Raw genomic sequence first — 21,146 nt, forward strand, 5'->3', positions numbered from 1 at the left:
TCAGACACGAATTTTCACCTAAATATTACCTACACCAGTTAAAAATACCTTTGAACAAAAATAGATTTGAACAAATATTTTTACGACTAAAACAATGATGGGGGTATACCCCCCACCAATCTTTTATACGGATTTATTCTTAAGCTGGATACGATTGGCCACAATCACAATCGTACCTACTAAGACGATAAATATTGTTGCTAGCGCATTAACCTCAGGCTTCACTCCTAAGCGTACACGCGAAAACACCTCAATCGGCAAGGTGGTAAATCCGGGGCCATTTAAGAATGATGCAATTACCACATCATCAAGCGATAGTGTAAATGCCAACAACCATGCAGATACCAGTGCAGGAGCAATCAATGGCAAGGTAATAGAGAAAAATACGCGTATCGGTGTAGCTCCTAGGTCTAATGCCGCCTCTTCTAAAGAGCGGTCTAATTCGCGCACACGTGACGACACCACCACAGACACATAAGCAACGCATAATGTGACATGCCCAATCCAAATGGTAAACGAGCCATTTTCTGCTGGAAATCCTACTAGATTACGAATTTCAATAATCATTAATAATAAAGAAATCCCCAAAATAACATCAGGAATCACCAGCGGTGCATTTAGCATTCCAATATAGAGAGAAAATCCACGAAATGGGCCTTTGCGTGCTAATACATATCCAGCCCATGTGCCAACGATTACCGCCATTGTTGCTGACATCACTGCAATTTTAAGCGATAGCCAAGCAGCACTTAATAATGCCTGATCCTCAAAAAGACTGTGATACCAGCGTAAAGAGAACCCTGACCAAGAAGAGGAAAGTGCAGAATCATTAAATGAGAACACAATCAAACTAATAATAGGCACATACAAGAAAGCAAAACCAAGGCCTAAAGCAATCCATTTAAAGGTGGTATTTGATCTCATGATTTTTTGCCCCCCTTCATTAGTTTGGCTTCATTACGTTGGAAAATAACCAATGGAACCAATAACAGCAAAATCATACATACAGCCACAGCAGCAGCAACTGGCCAGTTGGCATCGGTAAAGTATTGATCCCACATCACCCGACCAATCATATAGGTATCAGTACCCCCTAATAACTCAGGAATAACATATTCACCGACAGTAGGAATAAAGACAAGCATTGCTCCAGCAATGACTCCTGGCATAGATAAGGGTAAAGTGATAGACCAAAAAACACTCAATGGTTTTGCCCCTAAATCGGCGGCGGCATCTAGCAAACGCTGATCTAGTTTAAGCAAATTGGTGTATAACGGTAAAATAAAAAACGGTAAATAGGTATACACCATGCCAATGTAGACTGCAATATCTGTCCGATAAATTTCAATAGGACTATCAATAACACCTATCCACATTAAGAAATTATTTAATAAGCCCTCATTACGAAGAATCCCTACCCAAGCATATACACGCAACAGCAAAGATGTCCAGAAAGGCAATACAACCATTAAAAGCAATAAATTACGAGTTTGCGGTGCTGATCGGGCAATATAGTAAGCCATAGGATAGCCAATCAATACACACAAGACGGTAGTAATGGCAGCCATCTTGAGTGAATTCAAGTAGGCATGTACAAACAAACCGTCGGTAACAATCATAAAATAGCCTTCAAGATGCAAAGCTATTCGAATGACCTCATCCTTGAATTCTACTAGTGGTGTATATGGAGGCACTCCAAAAGAAGACTCCGCAAAGCTAATCTTAAGGACAATAAAAAACGGCACCAATAAAAACAAGACGAGCCAAGCGAATGGTGGCACAATCGCCATTTTATCGGTGTCGACTTTGAAGATTTTTTTCAACTGAGACAAATGTATCATGATGGCAATACCGTTCCGCTATCAGGCCCCCAAGTAACATAGACCTCATCATCTATACCTGGAGGCTCCTCTTGACCAATACGATTGTTGGGTACACTAGCTTCGATAATTTTGCCTGCATCTAGACGAATTTGATAACGCAGGTAGGAACCCATCCATGCCACGTGCGTTACCATGCCGTGACCTACATTAATTTCATCTTCAGGTTGCTCACGTAATACGCGAATTTGTTCGGGACGGATAGACACAAATACTTCCATGCCCAACGGCTCAGAAATACCATGATTTACATACATAGGACGCATCAGCTCATCACTTTCAATAATCACATGGTCCGGCTCGTCGACAACAATCGTGCCTGTGAAGATATTAGTCGAACCGATAAAGCTCGCTACAAACTGTGAATTAGGGAAAGTATACACATCATGTGGAGTGCCTGACTGTACAATGCTACCATCTGTCATCACAGCAAGACGGTGAGCCATCGTCATGGCCTCTTCTTGATCATGCGTCACCATAATGCAAGTCACCCCTACCGAATCCAAAATTTTAACTAATTCGATTTGGGTTTTTTGACGGATTTGCTTATCCAAAGCGGACATTGGCTCATCCAGCAATAATAGCTTAGGGCGTTTTACTAGACTACGTGCTAGGGCAACACGCTGCTGTTGACCGCCTGATAACTGAGAGGGTTTACGACGAGCATAACTCGCCATTTGCACTAAATCCAAAGCCTCAAAAACGCGGTCATGAATTTCTTGCTTATCAACCCCCTCTTGTTTGAGACCAAAAGCAACATTGGCCTCTACAGACATATGAGGAAACAAGGCATAGGATTGGAACATCATGTTCACAGGGCGTTTGTATGGAGGTACAGTAGATATATCTACACCATCCAACAGAATCTGCCCTGAAGTCGGTTGTTCGAACCCTGCCAACATACGTAGCAGTGTCGATTTACCCGACCCAGAACTACCCAATAAAGCAAAAATTTCATTACGACGAACCGATAAATTGACTGATTTTACAGCTACCGTTTCGCCAAAAATCTTTACCACATCCACTAGTTGGACTAAATCATCAGGATCTCCTGATTGGGTCGTAAAGCGACTCTCTTCCATAATGCCTTTGTTTTCCTTCCTATACTGTTAAAAACTACTTACCAGATTTTAGCTCTGCCCACAAACGTGTTTGTAAGCGAGAAATTTTGAGTGATTGTGGCTTAATCACAAAAAGAGTTTTGGCCACATCTGCATCTGGATAAAGCATTTTGTTATTGGCAATTTCCGGTTTCACAAACTCACGGGCTGCCTTGTTTGCATTAGGATAGAACATTTCATTGGTAATAGCCGCATGCACCTTGGGTTCTTCGATATAGTTGATAAATGCATGTGCTTCATCAACATTCTTGGCCCCCTTGGCAATAGCCATCGTATCAAACCATACTGGTGCACCACCTTTTGGAATAAAATAATCTACCACAAAAGGTTTTTTCGCTTCTTTGGCACGGTCTGCTGCAATAAGTACATCACCATTAAAGCCATACACCATGCATAAATCGCCTGATGCTAACTCATCAATATAGCCAGATGAGCTGAATTGACGAATATAAGGGCGGATTTTTTTCAATACTTCTAAAGCTGCACGGTAATCATCTGGGTTCTCGCTGTTGGGATCTTTACCGATATAGTGCAATACTGCTGGGAATACTTGTGCTGCCTCATCTAGGATAGAAATACCGCATTGTTTAAGCTTTTCTGCATTTTCTGGCTTAAACAACATATCCCAATTAGTTAAATCCACATTGTCACCGAAAATTTCTTTGACCTTGGTAACATTAAAACCTAATCCATTGGTACCAAACCCCCATGGAATCAAGTAGTTATTACCTGGATCAACTTGTGCTACCACAGCCATAATAGCAGGGTCTAAATTCTTCCAGTTAGGAATCTTGGATTTGTCGAGTTTTTGCAAAAGACCTGCTTCAATCTGACGGGCAGCATAGTGTGTTGATGGCACCACCACATCGTAGCCAGAATTACCTGTTAATAATTTGGCTTGTAAAATATCGTTGGTATCATAGGTGTCATAACGAACTTTGATACCAGTTTCTCTTTCAAAACCAGGAAGTGTATCTTCTGCAGTATATTCTGCCCAGTTATACACATTCACCACTTTTTGTTGTGCAGTTGCAGTTGCAAAAGTCGCACCTAAAATGCTTGCAGCAAGCGTAAGTTTACCTAGAAAGTTTAGCTTCATTGTATGACCCTCTATGTACTGTGTTGAAAAAATTAGAAAGGTAATAATAAGGCTTTTTTTATAAATATTTAAGACTTTTTTTGTTAATAACAAAATATTTTTTTAATGATGGCAAAAAAAGAACACTTTGGAGCTTTTTTATAACATTTTTCTCAATTATCCCTTATTCGGTGCAATGATAGTGTTTATTAATAAGTTGAGCAAAATCACCACCTTGCTCTCCGAGCGTCTTTAATAAATGACGCCTTAAACGATTTAGATTATCCTGACACCAAGACCCTAACTGCTGTTCCAGTCTAGCTTTATCAAAATCAATGAGATAAACCTTTGATGCAGCCATATCAATTAAAATATTGAAAGCATTAAGATCAACATGATTTACTCGGTGCTGGTGCATAGTCATAACGACTTTAGCCACCTCTTTTGCTAAACCGTCTAAACTTTCACGGTTTTGCTCCCCTATATGTTGAATAGCCTGAACCAAAGTCATCGTATTTGGAATCTTTTCTGTAATAAGTGCCGCTTGATACCACCATCCATGCCGCTGGTAGACAGCCGCAATAGGTTTTGCCACCGGAACGCCTTTAGCATAAAGATAATGCAAGACCTTAAACTCTTCCCATGAGCGAGTTTGCTCTTCACCTTGCCAGATATAATGCGAACGAATGAATTTCCCAATCAAACCACCTCGACGATACTGCCGAACCACTCCAGAAAATAAAGGGTGTTCAACAAACCACGCTGCATTGCGCCCCCCTTTTTGCACTGCCTTGACTTCTGTATAGGGAGGGCATTTCGGGGGAGATACCACTTCACCAAAAAACTCTATTGTCAACAATGCCGATAAATCTTCCGTTGCACATAAGATACGTTTATCCATGGAGGCCTTAAAACAAATAAGCGGGCACTCATCTGCATTCATTGTCTGCTTCTGGCTTAGCTGCAAAACTGAATCTTTTGCTACCACATAAACTAACTCGCTCACATCACCTCCATTATGTTTCATCTAAACAAAGATTTAATAGGATCGATTTCGCCTCTTGTGTTTCATCTAAACAAAGGATTTAATCGGCTCGATTTCGCATCCAATCTGCCACATCAAAAAAAGCAGCTAATAATTTATCTTGTAACTCTTGTTCTACATCTAAGTCCATCAAGGCTTGTGCCATACACCCTACCCACTGGTCTCGCTCAACTGTGCCAATAGAAAAAGGCATATGTCTTGCCCGTAACCGAGGATGCCCGAATCGCTCTACATATAAGTCGGGACCACCCAACCAACCACTGAGGAACAAAAACAGTTTCATACGTGCAGGCTCCAGAGTTGCTCCATGAGTATCACGTAATTCTTTGAATCGTGGCTCTAAATCCATTAAATCATAGAACCGTTCAACTAAATTTCTTACCCCTTGCTCACCACCTAAACGGTCATAATAAGTCACTAACTCTTGTAATGAGGGGGTCTGTATTGTCGCCTTTACCATATCTTTTCCTTAATGCCTATTGATAATTACTTTTATTGCCCCCTCCCCTTGCTAAAACAAAGAGATTCCTACGGTGTCTAACAATAATTAGCCCGCCTCAGTGGACTCGTGCTACTGTTTACTTACTGCACAGCTCACACGCACTAAAGACAAGCTCTGCACTGAATACTTTAATATGTCGCCAGAACAAACAACAAACTTTCGTCCATACTAGCGTAAATACTCCATTACATCTTCTAATCGAGAAACAGGCCAAACCGTGAGCCCCTCTATTTTCTTGGGGGGGATATTGTGTTTAGGAATCATAGCAATTTTAAATCCTAATTTTGCAGCCTCTTTAAGACGCTCCTGCCCTCTAGATGCTGGACGAATTTCACCAGCCAGCCCCACCTCTCCAAAAGCAAACAATCCTCTAGGTAAAGGTTTATCTCTTAATGAAGATAAGATAGCCAACAAAACAGGCAAATCGGCTGCTGTCTCTGTAATACGCACTCCACCTACCGCATTGATAAAGACATCTTGATCAAAAGTGGCAACACCAACATGACGATTTAATACTGCCAATAACATAGCCAACCTACTACCATCAATCCCTAGGCTTAAACGACGAGGGTTGGGCACATGAGCAGTATCTACTAATGCTTGAATTTCTACCAATAAAGGGCGGGTACCCTCTTGGGTAGCCATAACACAAGAACCAGCGATGTCATCATTGTGCTGTGATAAAAAAATAGCTGATGGATTACTAATACCTCGTAATCCCTTATCTGTCATGGCAAAAACACCCAATTCATTAACCGCACCAAACCGATTTTTAAAAGCTCTAATCAAACGATGCGTAGAGTCACTCTCGCCTTCAAAATATAACACGGTATCTACAATATGTTCTAATACTCGTGGACCAGCTAATGTACCATCTTTAGTCACATGTCCAATCATAACCATAGCAATACCGTTTTGCTTAGCTATGCGAGTCAGTTGAGCCGCACACTCTCTGACTTGAGAAACAGAGCCAGGGGCAGCTGTCAATTCCCCAGAAAAAAGAGTTTGAATAGAGTCAATCACCGCAATTTTAGGCTGCTCTTGCTGTAATGCCTGCTGAATAGACTCTAGTTGAATTTCGGCTAGCAATTTTACATGAGTGGTATTGAGTTCTAAACGATTGGCTCGCAAAGCTACTTGCTCTGCGGACTCTTCCCCTGTTACATAAAGCACCTTATATTGACTAGAAAGGTAAGAAAGTGCCTGAATAAGCAATGTAGACTTACCAATCCCTGGATCACCACCGATAAGCACGACACCACCAGGTACCAACCCACCACCCAATACTCTATCCAATTCTGATAACCCAGTATGAATGCGAGGAATCTCTGCGGCGACAACCTCTGATAACACTTTCACAGGAGCAGCCTGTGCTAGATGAGTAAACCGATTATTACTTGCAGCCGAAGGTTTCTCAACAAACTCAACCAACGTATTCCAACTATGACAATGAGGACATTGACCTTGCCATTTGGAGCTTACACCACCACATTCTTGACATACAAAGCTAACTTTCGCTTTTGCCATTAAAAATTCCTATTCATTATTGGACTCATAGGTAAACTGTAGTTTTACCTCGTTATCTCATCTTTCACCTATTGTTATACCACTTTGAGTGGCACTCGTCTTGCCAAGTTACACATCATCTCATAACCAATGCGACCCGCTTTATCTGCAACCTCATCAATACTAGGACCACCTTTCCCCCATAGGACAACTTTAGAACCAATACCTGCAGAAGGAATATGGGAAATATCAATATTCATCATATCCATAGAAACTCTACCTACCACATGAGCAGGTACACCATCAACGGTAACAGGTGTCCCAAACGGCGCACTACGGGGATAACCATCGGCATAACCACATGCAATAACAGCAACACGCATCGGCTTATCCGCTGTAAATGTTGACCCATACCCTACACTATCCCCTGCCTTAATATCTTGCACAGCAATAATATCGGCAATAAGTGTCATCGTAGGTTGAAACTGGACATCTGGTAAATCAATAACAGATGCAGTTGCGGTGATATTTCCCTCTGCTGTCAAGGCAATAGGGGTAGTATCAAAAGGTACTGAACCATATAGACAAATACCAGGACGAACCCAATTTTCATGATGCTGCAGGGTTAATTGAGGATAACGTACACTGGCAGCAGAATTACAAATACTCAAGGGGCCATCTGTGAACAAATGCTTGACACCTAATATATCCTCAGCGGCTTGCACCACATAATCTTGATCTAAATCTGCATTGGCAAAATGACTCATACAACCAATTCGTCCAACAATGCCTTGCACTTGTAAATGTTTTAAATCCGTCAATATGTCTAGTGCTTGATAAGATTTAAAACCTAGGCGATTCATACCTGTGTTAAATTTCATCATCACATCAATGGGCTTGCCTACTGATTTAGCTTGTTGTAGCAATTCAAGCTGATAACGAGAATGAATAGCAGTAGTAATATGGTAGTGCTGCAGCACCTCAATATCTTCTGCGTGAAAAAAACCTTCTAATAACAGTATTGGTTTAGTCCAGCCATTATCACGACAAAGAACAGCATCCGCAATATCAATCATGCCCAAACCATCTGCTTGAGCAAACCCCTTGAGGGCATTTAACGTACCATGACCATAGGCATTTGCCTTGATAACAGCAAATGCTTTGACACTTGGCAAACAAGAAAGTGTTTTTTCTTGAGAAGCAACAGAGGCAGCTATCTGAGACTGCAAAGTTCGAATTCTCTCTTGTACTTGTGCTAAATTATGCGCCATGGCTTGTGTCGAAATCACGGCTTGTATAGGACGAGGCATAACGGAAATCTCCGAAAATACAAAAATGCCCCTATTATAAATCTATTCAAACAAAATCCTAAATCCACACGCCTTCACCACATTAAATATCGTTTTAAACGAAATCCTAAATCCACATGACTTCACCACATTAAATATCGTTTCAGACGCAGGATTACCTGCCTCTGAATATCTATAAGGAATAACCCCTAGTCATTTCACCTATGAAGTGCTATGATGTCGTTCTCATTGCCAAGCTCGTATAGAGTTCGTGCAATGTTTGTCTTTTTTCTTTATTCACATTATCATGAAAAAAATTATTGGTATTCTTGGCGGTATGGGACCTGCAGCAACAGCAGATATGTTCCAAAAATTTATTCAGTTGACGCCTGCCACAAAAGATCAAGAACATATCCCTCTATTAATTTCTTCTATTCCTGACATTCCTGACCGTAGCACTTGTATTCTTGAGGGGGGTGAATCACCCTTGCCTGCCATGCAAGACTATGTCAATCGTTTAGTTCAGGGAGGAGCTCAAGCTATTGTCATTGCGTGCAATACCGCACACTACTGGCACAAAGACCTACAGTCTACTTGCCCTGTCCCTATCGTAAGTATGATTGAAACAACGGCAGAAGCTGCACTGACTAGTGGGCTTAAACACATTGGTATTCTTGCTACCAATGCCACACTGGCTACAGGTCTTTACAAAAAAGAACTAGAGAAACGCGGACTTAACTATATTCAACCCGACGAGGATAGTCAAGCACTCGTTATGGAAAGTATTTATGCTCTGAAAGGGGGCGATAGTGCTAGAGCAAAAGCCTTGATGCAAGCTCAAAAAGATGCTCTGTTTGCCAAAGGAGCTGATGCTATTATTTTAGGCTGTACAGAAGTGCCTATCCTATTAGCCGACGAAGCCAAAAAAGAACCTCATCGTTATCTTGATGCAACACTTATCTTAGTAAAAAGGATGATTGATTGGTATAACCAGTAAATTCTATGCTTCAAGCATAACCCAACTCCCTTTACCTCGAGTTAGATTGACATACAGTTGCTCTAACTCCCCCACCCTCTCTTTGGGAATACTTAAAGTCCAAACAACACCTTGTTCATTAAAGTCTTCGGCAATCAGTCCGATGCCATCTTGCAATAAACGAGACTTAATCATCGCCATTTCTGAAAACAAAGCTGAGCATATGATTTGTGTCTTGGGGATAATTTTCTCTTTGACACCAAGGTCAAGGCACTTTGCCGCTGTGCCACCATAAGCTCGTACCAAACCTCCTGTACCTAGCTTAATACCACCATAATAGCGGATGACAAGCACTGCTGTATTAACCAGCTCTTTTCCCTCTATAGCCTGTAAAATGGGACGTCCAGCAGTCCCCCCTGGCTCTCCATCATCATTAAAACGATAACTTTGTTCTAGCTTAAATGCCCAACAATTATGCGTAGCGTCTGACTGATGATGCTGTTGGAAAAATACTAATGCCTCTTCTGCACTTGCGACAGGAGCCGCATGTGCAATAAAAAGGCTTTTTTTAATAGTTTCTTCAAACGAAACAGGAGCAACTAAACGGAACACAGGTATCTAATTTCCTTTGGAGAGAGTCTAATTACTTAGACAAAAGTACATCACTACTTTAATGAAAATGCCTAATTACTTAGACAAAAGTACATCACTACTTTAATGAAAATGCCCAATTACTTTAACAAAAGAGCATCACTACTTTAGTAGTAAAAATGGATTGAATGCTTACTCAATACCTCGAGATGCAAGATACTCTTCATAATTGCCCATATAGTCAATTAACTCCCCACTCGGCATAATTTCAATAATACGAGTAGCCAGTCCAGAGACAAACTCACGGTCATGAGACACAAAGATTAAAGTACCTTGATATTTTTCTAAAGCTAGCTGTAAAGACTCTATCGATTCCATATCCAAATGGTTGGTTGGCTCATCCATTAATAATACATTATGGCGACCTAACATCAAACGCCCAAAGAACATACGATTCTTTTCACCCCCCGATAGAACCTTGACATCTTTCACAATATCATCCGCTGAGAATAATAAACGCCCTAGTACTGAGCGGATTTGCTGATCTTCATCACCCTCTTGACGATAATCTGCCATCCAATCAAAAAGGTTTTTGCTCTGTGCAAAAGCATCCGATACATCTTGAGCCATATAGCCTATATCCGCATTGTCTGACCATTTCATACTACCGCTATCAGGCACTAAATCTTGAGCAAATAGACGTAGTAGTGTTGTCTTACCCACCCCATTTGCACCAATAATAGCTATCTTTTGACCAGCTTCTACCATAGCGGAAAAGTCTTTAATTACAGGTTTGTCATAGGATTTGCTCACTTTCTCTGCAGTCACTGCAAGACGGTGCATGGCCTTTTTCTGTTCAAAACGAATAAAAGGATTCTGACGTGATGAAGGTTTGACTTCTACTTGCTCAGACTTAATGCGGTCAATTTGTTTTAAACGTGAAGTTGCTTGACGGGATTTAGACTTGTTGGCGGCAAAACGACGGACAAAATCCTGCAACTCTGAAATACGTTCTTTGGCCTTTGCATTATCTGCAATAAGACGTTCACGTGCCTGTGCAGAAGCCAACATATAGTCATCATAGTTTCCAGGATAAATACGGATTTCACCATAATCTAAATCCGCCATATGAGTACATACTGCATTCAAAAAATGGCGGTCATGACTAATAATAATCATGGTGCTTTGGTAACTATTGATGATATTTTCTAGCCAGCGAATAGTATTAATATCCAAGTTATTGGTAGGCTCATCCAACAATAGCACATCAGGATTAGAAAAAAGGGCTTGAGCGAGTAGCACTCGTAATTTCCAACCTGGGGCAATTTCTCGCATTAAAAGATTATGCTGTTCTACTGGAATTTCCAATCCTAGCAACAACTCCCCTGCTCGTGCTTCAGCCGTGTAACCATCATATTCTGCAAACTTGGCCTCTAGTTCAGCAGCGTGCATATAATCTTCATCGGTGGCATCAGGATTCGCATAAATCGCATCACGGGCAGTCATAGCGTCCCACATTTCTTTGTGCCCCATCAACACCACATCTAGTACACGAACCTCTTCATAAGCAAATTGGTCTTGACGCAATTTACCCAAGCGGATGCCAGGATCTAGGGAAACATTGCCTGAAGTAGGCTCTAGGTCTCCACCGATAATCTTCATAAAGGTTGATTTACCCGAGCCATTAGCTCCAATTAAGCCATAGCGATTGCCGCCGCCAAATTTTACACTAACATTCTCAAATAAAGGCTTAGGGCCAAATTGAATGGTCAAGTTCGCCGTTGAAATCACAATTTTATCCTCTCTTAATACCAACGGGGCATTATAGCGTATTAAAGAGAGTCTTTGTGATGCTTTCGCCAAGCGTCAATGTTGCACACCATCACAGTGGCAAAAGCATCTGAGAGACTTAAGTGCTGGAGTGGTAAGAGTCACTTATTTTTTTGCTTTTTTACCCTTTTTTGACTTTTTGTGTTTCTTACTCACAAGATTCTTGCAGCACTCTATACAATCATGCCCATCATGCCCTTCATGCTCAGAATGGTCTGCATGGTTATGATCATGCTTATCCAGTAGTAAATATGCCATACCCTTCTCTGTCGCAATACCGACTTTCTTACCGATGGGTAATGTTACACGCATCTCACCATGACCATAGGGTAAACCAGTGATAACAGGCACCTTAATCTGGCTACGCAGCCACTTAATCACCTCTGCCATGTTAAAGCCGTTATCCGATTTACTGAGCTCATAATCAGTAATATCTCCGATAATAATTGCCTTTTGCTTGTCTAAAATACCAGCATGCAAAAGTTGGGTAAGCAGACGCTCAATACGATAAGGATGCTCACTTACATCCTCAAAGAATAAAATCCCTTTCTTAATTTTGGGTAAATATGGTGTCCCTACTAATGAGGTTAGCATCGCTAAATTACCCCCCCATAGAACACCCTCTGTGTCCACCTCATCAGCATCTTGAGTTTCAAAACTTAATATCTCAAGCTCACCACGCATGCTTTCAACAAAAATATCAGCAATTAAATCATCAACCTTATTGGCACTGAAATCACCTACGGCATTAGGACCAGTGAAACTAGGCAATCCAGTCTTGGCTAATAAAGCGAGATTAAAAGCGGTAAAGTCACTATAACCGACATAAGTCTTGGGATTTTTCTCCAATAATTTCCAGTCAATCAAAGGCAAAATGCGACTAATACCATAACCACCACGAGTTGCCATAACAATAGGAGCATCATCCTTAGCGGCTCGTGAAAAGGCTTTAGCACGCTCTTCATCTGTTGCTGCAAAACGCAAGTACTTACCCGCAGCAGCCTTATCCACTCGCACGTCAAAACCTAGACTGGACAACTTTTTCTGTGCAATAGGTAGACGCTTAGGATCTGCGATTGCACCCGACGGAGAAATCAAATAAAGCCCCAGTTTCTCTGCATAAGGCTCTTTGACAACAGGGACATCATCTGCTTCATCAAATAGAATCTGCGCATCATTGACTCGTTGTTCTAATTGGTGGTTACCCGCTTTTCTTTGGTTTGTGCTCATTACTTTTCCTACGTTCTTGAAAAAAACGGCGCAGAAGCCCAGCACATTCTTCACTCAGAACACCTGTACTTATCGTCGTTTGGTGATTTAATAAGGGATTAGCGTGCATGGCAATAACACCACCGCAAGCTCCCGTCTTGGGATCGCTCGCCCCAAAAATAACTTGCTTTATTCTAGCATGGACAATGGCTCCTAGGCACATAGGACATGGTTCTAAAGTGACATATAAACGACACTGCGGCAGACGATAGTTGTTTAAGTGTTGAGCTGCCATACGTAATGCCATCACTTCTGCATGTGCTGTAGGATCACTATCCATGATGGTACGGTTATACCCCCTGCCAATAATCTCTCCATCAGGCGCTACTACTACAGCACCGACGGGGATTTCTTGCAAATCATAAGCAAGCTGAGCTTGTTTCAGCGCTTCTTGCATATAAGCTAGATGTTGGAGACGGTTAGGGATAAAGGTCATTTTCGATTAGCAGTAAAAATTTCTAATTTCGCTAAGCATAAAGTACCTCTAAATCCGAGTCAACTGTACATAACTTACCTCTCAATAGGACATTTTTGTCACAGTGATTACTTAAACACACATGAACCTTGATTATCCCATCAAATAGCCAAAATCTATCAAAACAATTTAAAAATAAAATTTTACTATCATAGTAATAAACTATAGAATTCTATTTGCAATAGTTTTTAACAAAGGAAATGCTATGAGTGATTCTTCAAAAAATATCCCTGCACAATGCCCTGTCACCCACTTAACCACTGCTTTTGGTGCCCCTGTTGTGGATAATCAAAACAGCCTTACTGCTGGTCCACGAGGCCCTCTACTCGCTCAAGATCTATGGCTAAACGAAAAACTTGCCAACTTCGTTCGAGAAGTAATTCCTGAACGCCGTATGCACGCTAAAGGGTCTGGTGCTTTCGGTACCTTTACTGTCACCAATGACATTACTAAATACACTCGTGCCAAGATTTTTAGCGAAGTGGGTAAAAAAACAGAAATGTTTGCTCGCTTTACTACCGTCGCAGGTGAGCGTGGTGCAGCTGATGCAGAGCGTGATATTCGTGGCTTTGCCCTTAAATTCTATACAGAGGAAGGTAACTGGGACTTAGTTGGGAACAATACCCCGGTCTTTTTTATTCGTGATCCGCGTAAATTCCCTGATTTAAACAAGGCAGTTAAACGCGACCCCCGCACCAACCTACGCAGTGCAACTTATAACTGGGATTTCTGGACATTATTACCCGAAGCACTCCACCAAGTCACTATTGTGATGTCTGATCGTGGCATTCCTGCTAGCTACCGCCATATGCATGGGTATGGCTCTCATACTTATAGCTTTATTAATGCCAATAATGAACGCTTCTGGGTGAAATTCCACTTTCATACCCAGCAAGGCATCAAAAATCTTACCGATGCAGAAGCAGAGGCATTAATCGGCAAAGACCGTGAAAGTCATCAGCGTGATTTATACGAAGCTATTGAACGTGGCGATTATCCCAAATGGACAATGTATGTCCAAATCATGCCTGAAGAAGATGCAGAAAAAGTACCTTATCACCCCTTTGATTTAACCAAAGTATGGCCCAAAGCAGACTATCCTCTTATTGAAGTCGGTGAGTTTGAACTCAATCGTAACCCTGAAAACTTCTTCATGGATGTAGAGCAATCGGCTTTTGCACCAAGTAATCTGGTTCCTGGTATTAGCGTCTCACCAGACCGTATGTTACAAGCTCGTTTATTTAACTATGCAGACGCTCAACGTTATCGTTTAGGAGTAAATTATCATCAAATTCCAGTCAATCGCGCCCGCTGCCCTGTTCACAGCAATCATCGAGATGGTCAAGGTCGTGTCGATGGCAACTATGGCAGTACCTTACACTATGAACCCAACAGTTTTGGGCAATGGCAAGAACAGCCTCAATACAAAGAGCCTCCACTAAAAATCTCGGGTGATGCTGCTCACTGGGATTTCCGTGAGGACGACAATGACTATTTCTCTCAGCCTCGTGCATTGTTTAAGCTCATGAGTGCAGAACAACGCCAAACCTTATTTGAAAATACTGCTCGTGCAATGGGTGATGTTCCTGATTTCATTAAAGAGCGTCATATCAATAACTGCATGAAATGTGACCCTGAATATGGTGAGGGTGTAAGAAAAGCCATTGAGGCACTGAAAAATTAAATTTAAGATATTTATCAGACCGTGCCGTAGAACCTCGTCGTTTACGGCGAGGATATAAGGCATGCACTGCAAAGCATATCTTTACTATGACTGCAAGACACTAGCAGAGAGATGTCGGTAGTTATTGTTAAATTTAGGAAAATAGGGATAGAAGATTACTCTCCTATCCCCTGCTCATTTACAAATTTCACTCTTTTAAAGAGGGTAAAAGGGCTACTTCTGCCCTCTACCCAGCGATACATACAACAAATCAATTAAAACACTACACGTAGATTCAACTGTACTTGTTGGTCGATATAGCGCTTACCAAAGTGGGTGTTGTAGCGTAAGGTTACAGCGCTATTATTTGTAGGAGCAAACTCAGCACGTACGCCAGCCGTACCAATCACGCTAGGACGCTCTATACCATAGACGGGCATTGTTTCACCCGGAAGCACAGTAAAACCGGCTTTAAGTTTTGGTTTTTTATCCAATGTTTCTACCCCTACAGCAAGAGTACCACCAAGTTTCCAGCGATCTCCTAAACGGAAATCACCGTCCACACCCGCTTGCAACAAGAGTGAATCAAAGTTTTGCTTACGTACATCTAAACGAGTAGAACCACCTTTCTCACTAAAACTATGCATCTTCACTAGATGATAATTTGCACGAACAAATGGACTGACTCGGTATTTATCATCACCCATGTAGTAACGTAACCCTAATGAAGCATAAGCAATATCTGCATGGTATTTGCCCTCATTAGAGACACCTAATACTGATTGATAACGAGTGCCTTTCAACGAACTATGCCCATAGCCAAGCTGTCCTTCAAGTGCCATTTTTGGTGTAAACAACCACTCCCCATAGAGTCCAGCTTGCCATGTGTTGGAAGTAAGTTTCTCATCAAGCACGGCTTCTGTTGTACGAGCTTTACTTGATAAATAGGCAACTGATGCACCGATATGCCCTTTATCAAAGTATTTTGTTGCACCAAGCACAAAACCATTATGATGAGTTTTATAACTAGACAAGCCTAAGTAGCCATGGTTACCACTATCAGCCTTGGTTTTACCCCAAGCCCCGATATAGCGGCCCCATACGTGGGTATCACGGTGAGAATCTTTCTCATCCAATGCAACAAAACCTGTTGGTATGTTATCTGCAATTAAACGGCTTGCCTCTATCAGCATATTACCTGTATTAGCGTAAAGTACAGGAGCAATTTGAGTTGCAGCCGTACGAACCAGAGTAAGACTAGGCAACTTGCCAAAATCTTTAGCAAGCTCAACAGCTGAATTATCACCTACCAAGGCTCTATCAATCACATCATCAACCAAATGGGCAACTGCTATACTTTCATTAGATGGACTGCTCACATTAGGTGTGGGATTTGCTTCATTAGAGACTGGATTTGCTGATGTACTATTACTTCCCTCGTCGGAATTAACAGCTTCCTCTACACTCACCGCTCTCTTCACTCGCATATTCAACGACTTAAGATTATTGCCATTACCCTCTTCCAAAGAATTGCCATCTTTATCTTTACCCGCATGGTATTCTTCAAAAGTAAACAATGCGCTATTATCTTCTATACTAGCGAATTTACCCTGTAACGCATAACTATCAGCAATGCCGTCATTACGGTCATAACCGTCACAATTTTGCCCTACAAATGCGTCATCACCGCATTGGTAAATAGTGCTTTTAACACTTACAATATCATTAATCACCCATGCTTCTTTTTCAGCGGTTGCTTTATCCAATAAAGACGAATCAATAACTAGTTTTGCTTCGGACACGTTAAGGTTAGCATTTTCCACCACTAATGCCCCATAGGCCTCTGGAGAGCGAATACCAACTTTTAAAGTCTTACCAGCTAAGCTCACTACAGGTTGCTCTCTATCATCATTATGCAAGGAAATCGCATCATTATTAGGTGCTTGATAGACCAGCTTGTTATGTAATTCCATATAAGACGGCAATTCCATCCTATTCGCCATAATACGGCTAGGTTGATTAACGAGTAATCTTTCTACACCAGCCACTGTATAGTCCACCACAAGGGGGGCTGCTGTAGGTGCGGTGACATTTTCTCCTAGCACCAACTCATCTTCACCCTCACCTAAATCTAAGGTATGGTCGGTCACATTAATGCGAACTGATTCATCACCGATAACAACTTTATCATTACCCGCTCTTAAATCAATATCACCATTAATGATAGAATTTTGTCCGATGTAAAGCACATTATTTGCATCATCTCCTAATACAGCATGCGATTTTCTAGTTTCTACACTGCCATCATCTTTAAGTACTTTGACGGCAAAGCCATTTGCATTAAGGATGGTATTTTCCAATCTAACAGTCGTATTACCTTGAATATTTAAGGCAGTCACAAAGCCATTGACGATACTATTAGTAAGCGTCAAATCCTTATTGGCAACTAACGCTCCATTCGCTACCCCTACACCATTGATAATAGTGTGATCAATCGTATTATCCACTGCAGTATAGCTACTGTCTCGACCACTAATAGGTGCATTGATAATCTTATACTCTACACCACCAATCGTTTGAGTACTATTCTCGGCTGACTCAATACGGTCAACTACACCGTATGGAGCAGAGGCTAAAGCATCAGTAGAAGAACTAGTATTAGGTAATTCAACAACGCCATCTTCTGATGCAACGACGGGCATATCAACATGGTACACATCCTTAAGATGGTTGTTTAACTTAATCAGCTTTTCATTAAGTTGTTTAATTTGCTCGTTATAAAATGCAAGATACTGGTTATAAATAACTTTAAAGCCACTATCTCCATTTAATGACTGGATAAGTCCTGCAAGTGCTTGTTGTTGATTTATTAGTTTGTTTTTCTGAGCTAAAATCTCAGTTCTATTAGATTCATCACGCCATTTCGCTTTAGGAAGCCATTCATCTTCATAACTTAACTTAAAAGTATCCGCTGTCTTAGTATCAGTAAGCGCTTCATTTAATTTGAAATATAAATCAATACGCTGATCATCAGTTAATGTATTACTCACACTACCATAGGCTTTTTCAACTTTCTTAATATCGCTAACCGCAAAATCCCTATACGTACTTAGAATCTTCCCATCATTTCTTTTGTAATGTTCATTTAGACTTTTCATATCCTCCGCTAATTCACTTAATTTAGTGGAGCTTTCAGGATTCATAAAATCATTTCGAGCCGAAGCTGTATTAGCACTCTCTACACGCTGACTCATCACCGCACGTTTTCCTAAATAAACATATGTTCCCATATTATTAACAGGATCTTTATCAGCATTGAAATATAAGTAAGTCTGATGCTTTGCATCTGCATCCGTACGTCCACCATTATAATTTCCTGCTATAAGCTGACCTGCCATTAAACCATAGTTATTAATCGTACCTGTAAATGCAGACTGATAACTAGGTTCACTTACGTTATAAGCATCATTAATAGAACCTTTGGCTAGTAACGCGGCATGAGTACCTGAAATAATCCCTTGGTTATTGATGCTAGAAGACACGGGTTGATCTACAAACAAACCTACCCCTGTTCCTAAAAAGTCTACTCGACGATATTCACCATCCGAGAACCCGTGGTATATTTCGCTATATCCACTCATTACCCCACGATTATTCACGTCACCTAAAGTCAGTTCGTCACTAGCTCGTCCCGTATAAATGGATACACCATTACCGCTACCTTTAATGTCTGAGATGGCGTTAATCTGTATGCAATTACTATGTTTAATACTTGCATATCGAATACAACTTACTGCCTCTTCGGGTGCTGGTGGAGCCTGATTTACTCGATAATTTTGATTCCAGTTTGAATCATCGGTGATGATTAGCTCCACTTCCTTTAAAGGAAGATTTTTGTTAGCTAAAACAGCGTCTTCTTTTCCACCACCACCCATGCCTGCTTGGGCTTTTAAGTATCCAGAAATCACACCATCATTGTTGATATTGCCCACTTTCATTGAATAATCTTGGGCTGCTCCTGCTTTTAAAGAAACTGAAATACCATTGCCAACTCCCATAGCTTCAACATTAATAACGCCATAGCCACTGCCAGCCATTAAATCAGCAAAACCGTCAATTCTACCTTTATTATCTATATTTCCCATAGATAGGCGAACGCCAGGCTCATCCCTAAAACCATATTCATCAACAGGTCCAAGAACATTTTGTGTTGCCTCTAAAGATAAACCAATACCATTACCTGCATTATAAGCTTGTGATTGCGAATAGTTATGTAATGCACGAGACTGATTATCTCCAGAGATTTGAACCAACTGCCCTTTAATATTCCCTTGATTATTCACATTACCAATCTCTGCAAAAGTTTGATCTTTTGCAAATCTTAGCGTACGTGCTGCAACACTAATACCGTTTCCAGTATCATAAGATCGTGTATAGTTAGTCGAACCATCATTTTTCACATCAACTGAACGCAATAAGGCATCCCCGACTATTCTACCGCCTACATTATTATTGACGTTGCCTAACTTTGCTTCATTAATTTTCTCATAAGAATACGTACGCCTATCCTGCGTAATTAGGTTTGTACGTAAAGAAACCCCATTACCCGATGCCCAACTGATCATTGCATAATCTTGTGCCTCATCATGATCAATATCAAGCACTTTACTTCCTTGTGCTACTACTTTACCTTGGATAAGACCACTATTTTCGAGTTTATCTAAAGCAACACGGATATTTTTGCCATAGAAATTTTTATCATCCGATGTAAGTGATGCTGGGATAACACCAACCCCATCCACCCCTGTGACTGAGGCCTCATTTGCTGAACGTACAGAACGAGCACTACGAGAACCACCTGTCGCCGCATCTACAGCAACTTCGCTCCCATCAGCACCAATGATATATTTACCATAATCACCAGACCCATATAGCGAGACGCCATTCGCAGAGGCATTGACTACCACCAAACTGCGGTGAGTGCCTGCACCCGTTTGCAGTTGAGCAAATCCAGACACTACGCCTGTATTTTCTATTTTGTCCAGAGCAAACGTCATATCGTTTTCATTACTTACAGGCACCCAGCCATAAGCATCAATACCATTGGCCTGACCATCAGGTGCGATACTACTGCGATAATCTTTTAACTCTACTCCCTCCAAGGTGTTATAAGTATTACCAGATTTAATCGCATTAATAAACAGTCGTCCATAAATCCGCCCATTATTAATCGCCCCCTTCTGTGCTGTCAGCCCATCCATATCGCCATACCAGTTAATCCTCACAGGATTACCTGTACGATTATGCACCCCTACAAATAAACCACTATATTCGTCGCTTGGGTCAGTGATTTCCGCCAGACTTGTCACAGTCAAGTAATCTTTTACCAACGCATAAGGAATGTCTCTATCCTGTACATATAAATCTTGCGTATTGTAAACTGGATGGTCTGCATAAGCCGAACAACTTAGTGATGTCAAGATAGCCAATGCTGTTGCCTTTAACTGGAAATGCTGTTTTCCCATATTTCACCCTAAAAAAGAATATCAATCACGCACAAAAAATGGTATTTCCATAGTGCCAATTCCCTCTCTCTTGATTAAGGTACTCCTAAGCTAACTATTGATAGAAATACAAATTTTTTGCCCTTATGGATGAAAATAAGCAACTAATTTCCTCTTCCCTGTGTATTGTTTCATTGTCACTGTCCTAAAACAGTTTCACTGAGAAATTAATTACCTAGATTCTGGTCGTGGAGCATATCAGAAAACCTTATTTTTGTAAATGATAATCATTATCATTATTATCATTTAAAAAATAATTTAAGAATATTTTTTATAATGTATGATTATTCATATCTCAAAATAAATTTTATTCATAAAAAAAGGGGATAAAATTTTCCCCCTATTAATTTTTATAAC

15 protein-coding genes are annotated in these 21,146 nt (G+C 40.9%); 2 read left to right on the forward strand and 13 right to left on the reverse strand.

Annotation, left to right across the window (positions count from 1 at the left end; translation table 11 throughout):
• Positions 1–123: 123 nt before the first annotated feature.
• The 8 genes from HKX40_RS05880 to alr form a co-directional block, all read right to left on the reverse strand.
• Entirely contained in the window at positions 124–924 is an 801-nt protein-coding gene (locus HKX40_RS05880; RefSeq protein WP_216605183.1) for an ABC transporter permease subunit, read from the reverse strand.
• A complete protein-coding gene (locus HKX40_RS05885; protein WP_171588640.1) occupies positions 921–1,841 on the reverse strand; it encodes an ABC transporter permease subunit in 921 nt (306 codons plus the stop codon). The genes HKX40_RS05880 and HKX40_RS05885 overlap by 4 nt, the downstream gene beginning before the upstream one ends.
• A complete protein-coding gene (locus tag HKX40_RS05890) occupies positions 1,838–2,962 on the reverse strand; it encodes an ABC transporter ATP-binding protein (protein ID WP_171588641.1) in 1,125 nt (374 codons plus the stop codon). The genes HKX40_RS05885 and HKX40_RS05890 overlap by 4 nt, the downstream gene beginning before the upstream one ends.
• A gap of 34 nt (positions 2,963–2,996) precedes the next feature.
• Positions 2,997–4,100 carry a polyamine ABC transporter substrate-binding protein gene (locus tag HKX40_RS05895; RefSeq protein ID WP_171588642.1) on the reverse strand — a complete coding sequence of 368 codons (1,104 nt, stop codon included), beginning with the start codon at positions 4,098–4,100 and terminating at the stop codon, positions 2,997–2,999.
• Between the two features lie 163 nt (positions 4,101–4,263).
• Entirely contained in the window at positions 4,264–5,085 is an 822-nt protein-coding gene (locus HKX40_RS05900) for a 3-deoxy-D-manno-octulosonic acid kinase (protein ID WP_171588643.1), read from the reverse strand.
• Between the two features lie 79 nt (positions 5,086–5,164).
• Positions 5,165–5,584 carry a group II truncated hemoglobin gene (locus HKX40_RS05905; RefSeq protein WP_171588644.1) on the reverse strand — a complete coding sequence of 140 codons (420 nt, stop codon included), beginning with the start codon at positions 5,582–5,584 and terminating at the stop codon, positions 5,165–5,167.
• Between the two features lie 210 nt (positions 5,585–5,794).
• The gene (gene radA, locus HKX40_RS05910; RefSeq protein WP_171588645.1) at positions 5,795–7,153 is read right to left on the reverse strand and encodes a DNA repair protein RadA; all 1,359 of its coding nucleotides are present in this window, start codon (positions 7,151–7,153) and stop codon (positions 5,795–5,797) included.
• A gap of 74 nt (positions 7,154–7,227) precedes the next feature.
• Entirely contained in the window at positions 7,228–8,442 is a 1,215-nt protein-coding gene (gene alr, locus HKX40_RS05915) for an alanine racemase (protein WP_171588646.1), read from the reverse strand.
• Between the two features lie 286 nt (positions 8,443–8,728).
• On the opposite strand from alr, the gene cuyB reads away from it, so the two are divergent.
• Positions 8,729–9,418: a cysteate racemase gene (gene cuyB, locus HKX40_RS05920; RefSeq protein ID WP_171588647.1), complete on the forward strand. Its 690-nt coding sequence runs from the start codon at positions 8,729–8,731 to the stop codon at positions 9,416–9,418.
• A 3-nt stretch (positions 9,419–9,421) separates the two neighbouring features.
• On the opposite strand, the gene HKX40_RS05925 is transcribed toward cuyB, so the two are convergent.
• The 4 genes from HKX40_RS05925 to tadA form a co-directional block, all read right to left on the reverse strand.
• The gene (locus tag HKX40_RS05925) at positions 9,422–10,009 is read right to left on the reverse strand and encodes a YigZ family protein (protein WP_171588648.1); all 588 of its coding nucleotides are present in this window, start codon (positions 10,007–10,009) and stop codon (positions 9,422–9,424) included.
• 171 nt (positions 10,010–10,180) lie between these two features.
• Entirely contained in the window at positions 10,181–11,779 is a 1,599-nt protein-coding gene (locus HKX40_RS05930) for an ABC-F family ATPase (RefSeq protein ID WP_171588720.1), read from the reverse strand.
• A 144-nt stretch (positions 11,780–11,923) separates the two neighbouring features.
• Positions 11,924–13,048, reverse strand: coding sequence for an LD-carboxypeptidase (locus HKX40_RS05935; protein WP_171588649.1), 1,125 nt, complete (start codon positions 13,046–13,048; stop codon positions 11,924–11,926).
• Entirely contained in the window at positions 13,020–13,523 is a 504-nt protein-coding gene (tadA, locus tag HKX40_RS05940) for a tRNA adenosine(34) deaminase TadA (RefSeq protein ID WP_171588650.1), read from the reverse strand. The genes HKX40_RS05935 and tadA overlap by 29 nt, the downstream gene beginning before the upstream one ends.
• Positions 13,524–13,767: 244 nt before the next feature.
• Between tadA and HKX40_RS05945 the strand changes: the two genes are divergently transcribed.
• Complete coding sequence (locus HKX40_RS05945) at positions 13,768–15,246, forward strand: catalase (protein ID WP_171588651.1); 1,479 nt, start codon at positions 13,768–13,770, stop codon at positions 15,244–15,246.
• Between the two features lie 254 nt (positions 15,247–15,500).
• Here the strand turns inward: HKX40_RS05945 and HKX40_RS05950 are convergent, their stop codons facing one another.
• Positions 15,501–20,750 carry an autotransporter outer membrane beta-barrel domain-containing protein gene (locus tag HKX40_RS05950; protein ID WP_171588652.1) on the reverse strand — a complete coding sequence of 1,750 codons (5,250 nt, stop codon included), beginning with the start codon at positions 20,748–20,750 and terminating at the stop codon, positions 15,501–15,503.
• Positions 20,751–21,146 lie beyond the last annotated feature (396 nt).

It is taken from the genome of Pelistega europaea (genome assembly GCF_013133775.1).
Lineage (GTDB): Bacteria > Pseudomonadota > Gammaproteobacteria > Burkholderiales > Burkholderiaceae_B > Taylorella > Taylorella europaea.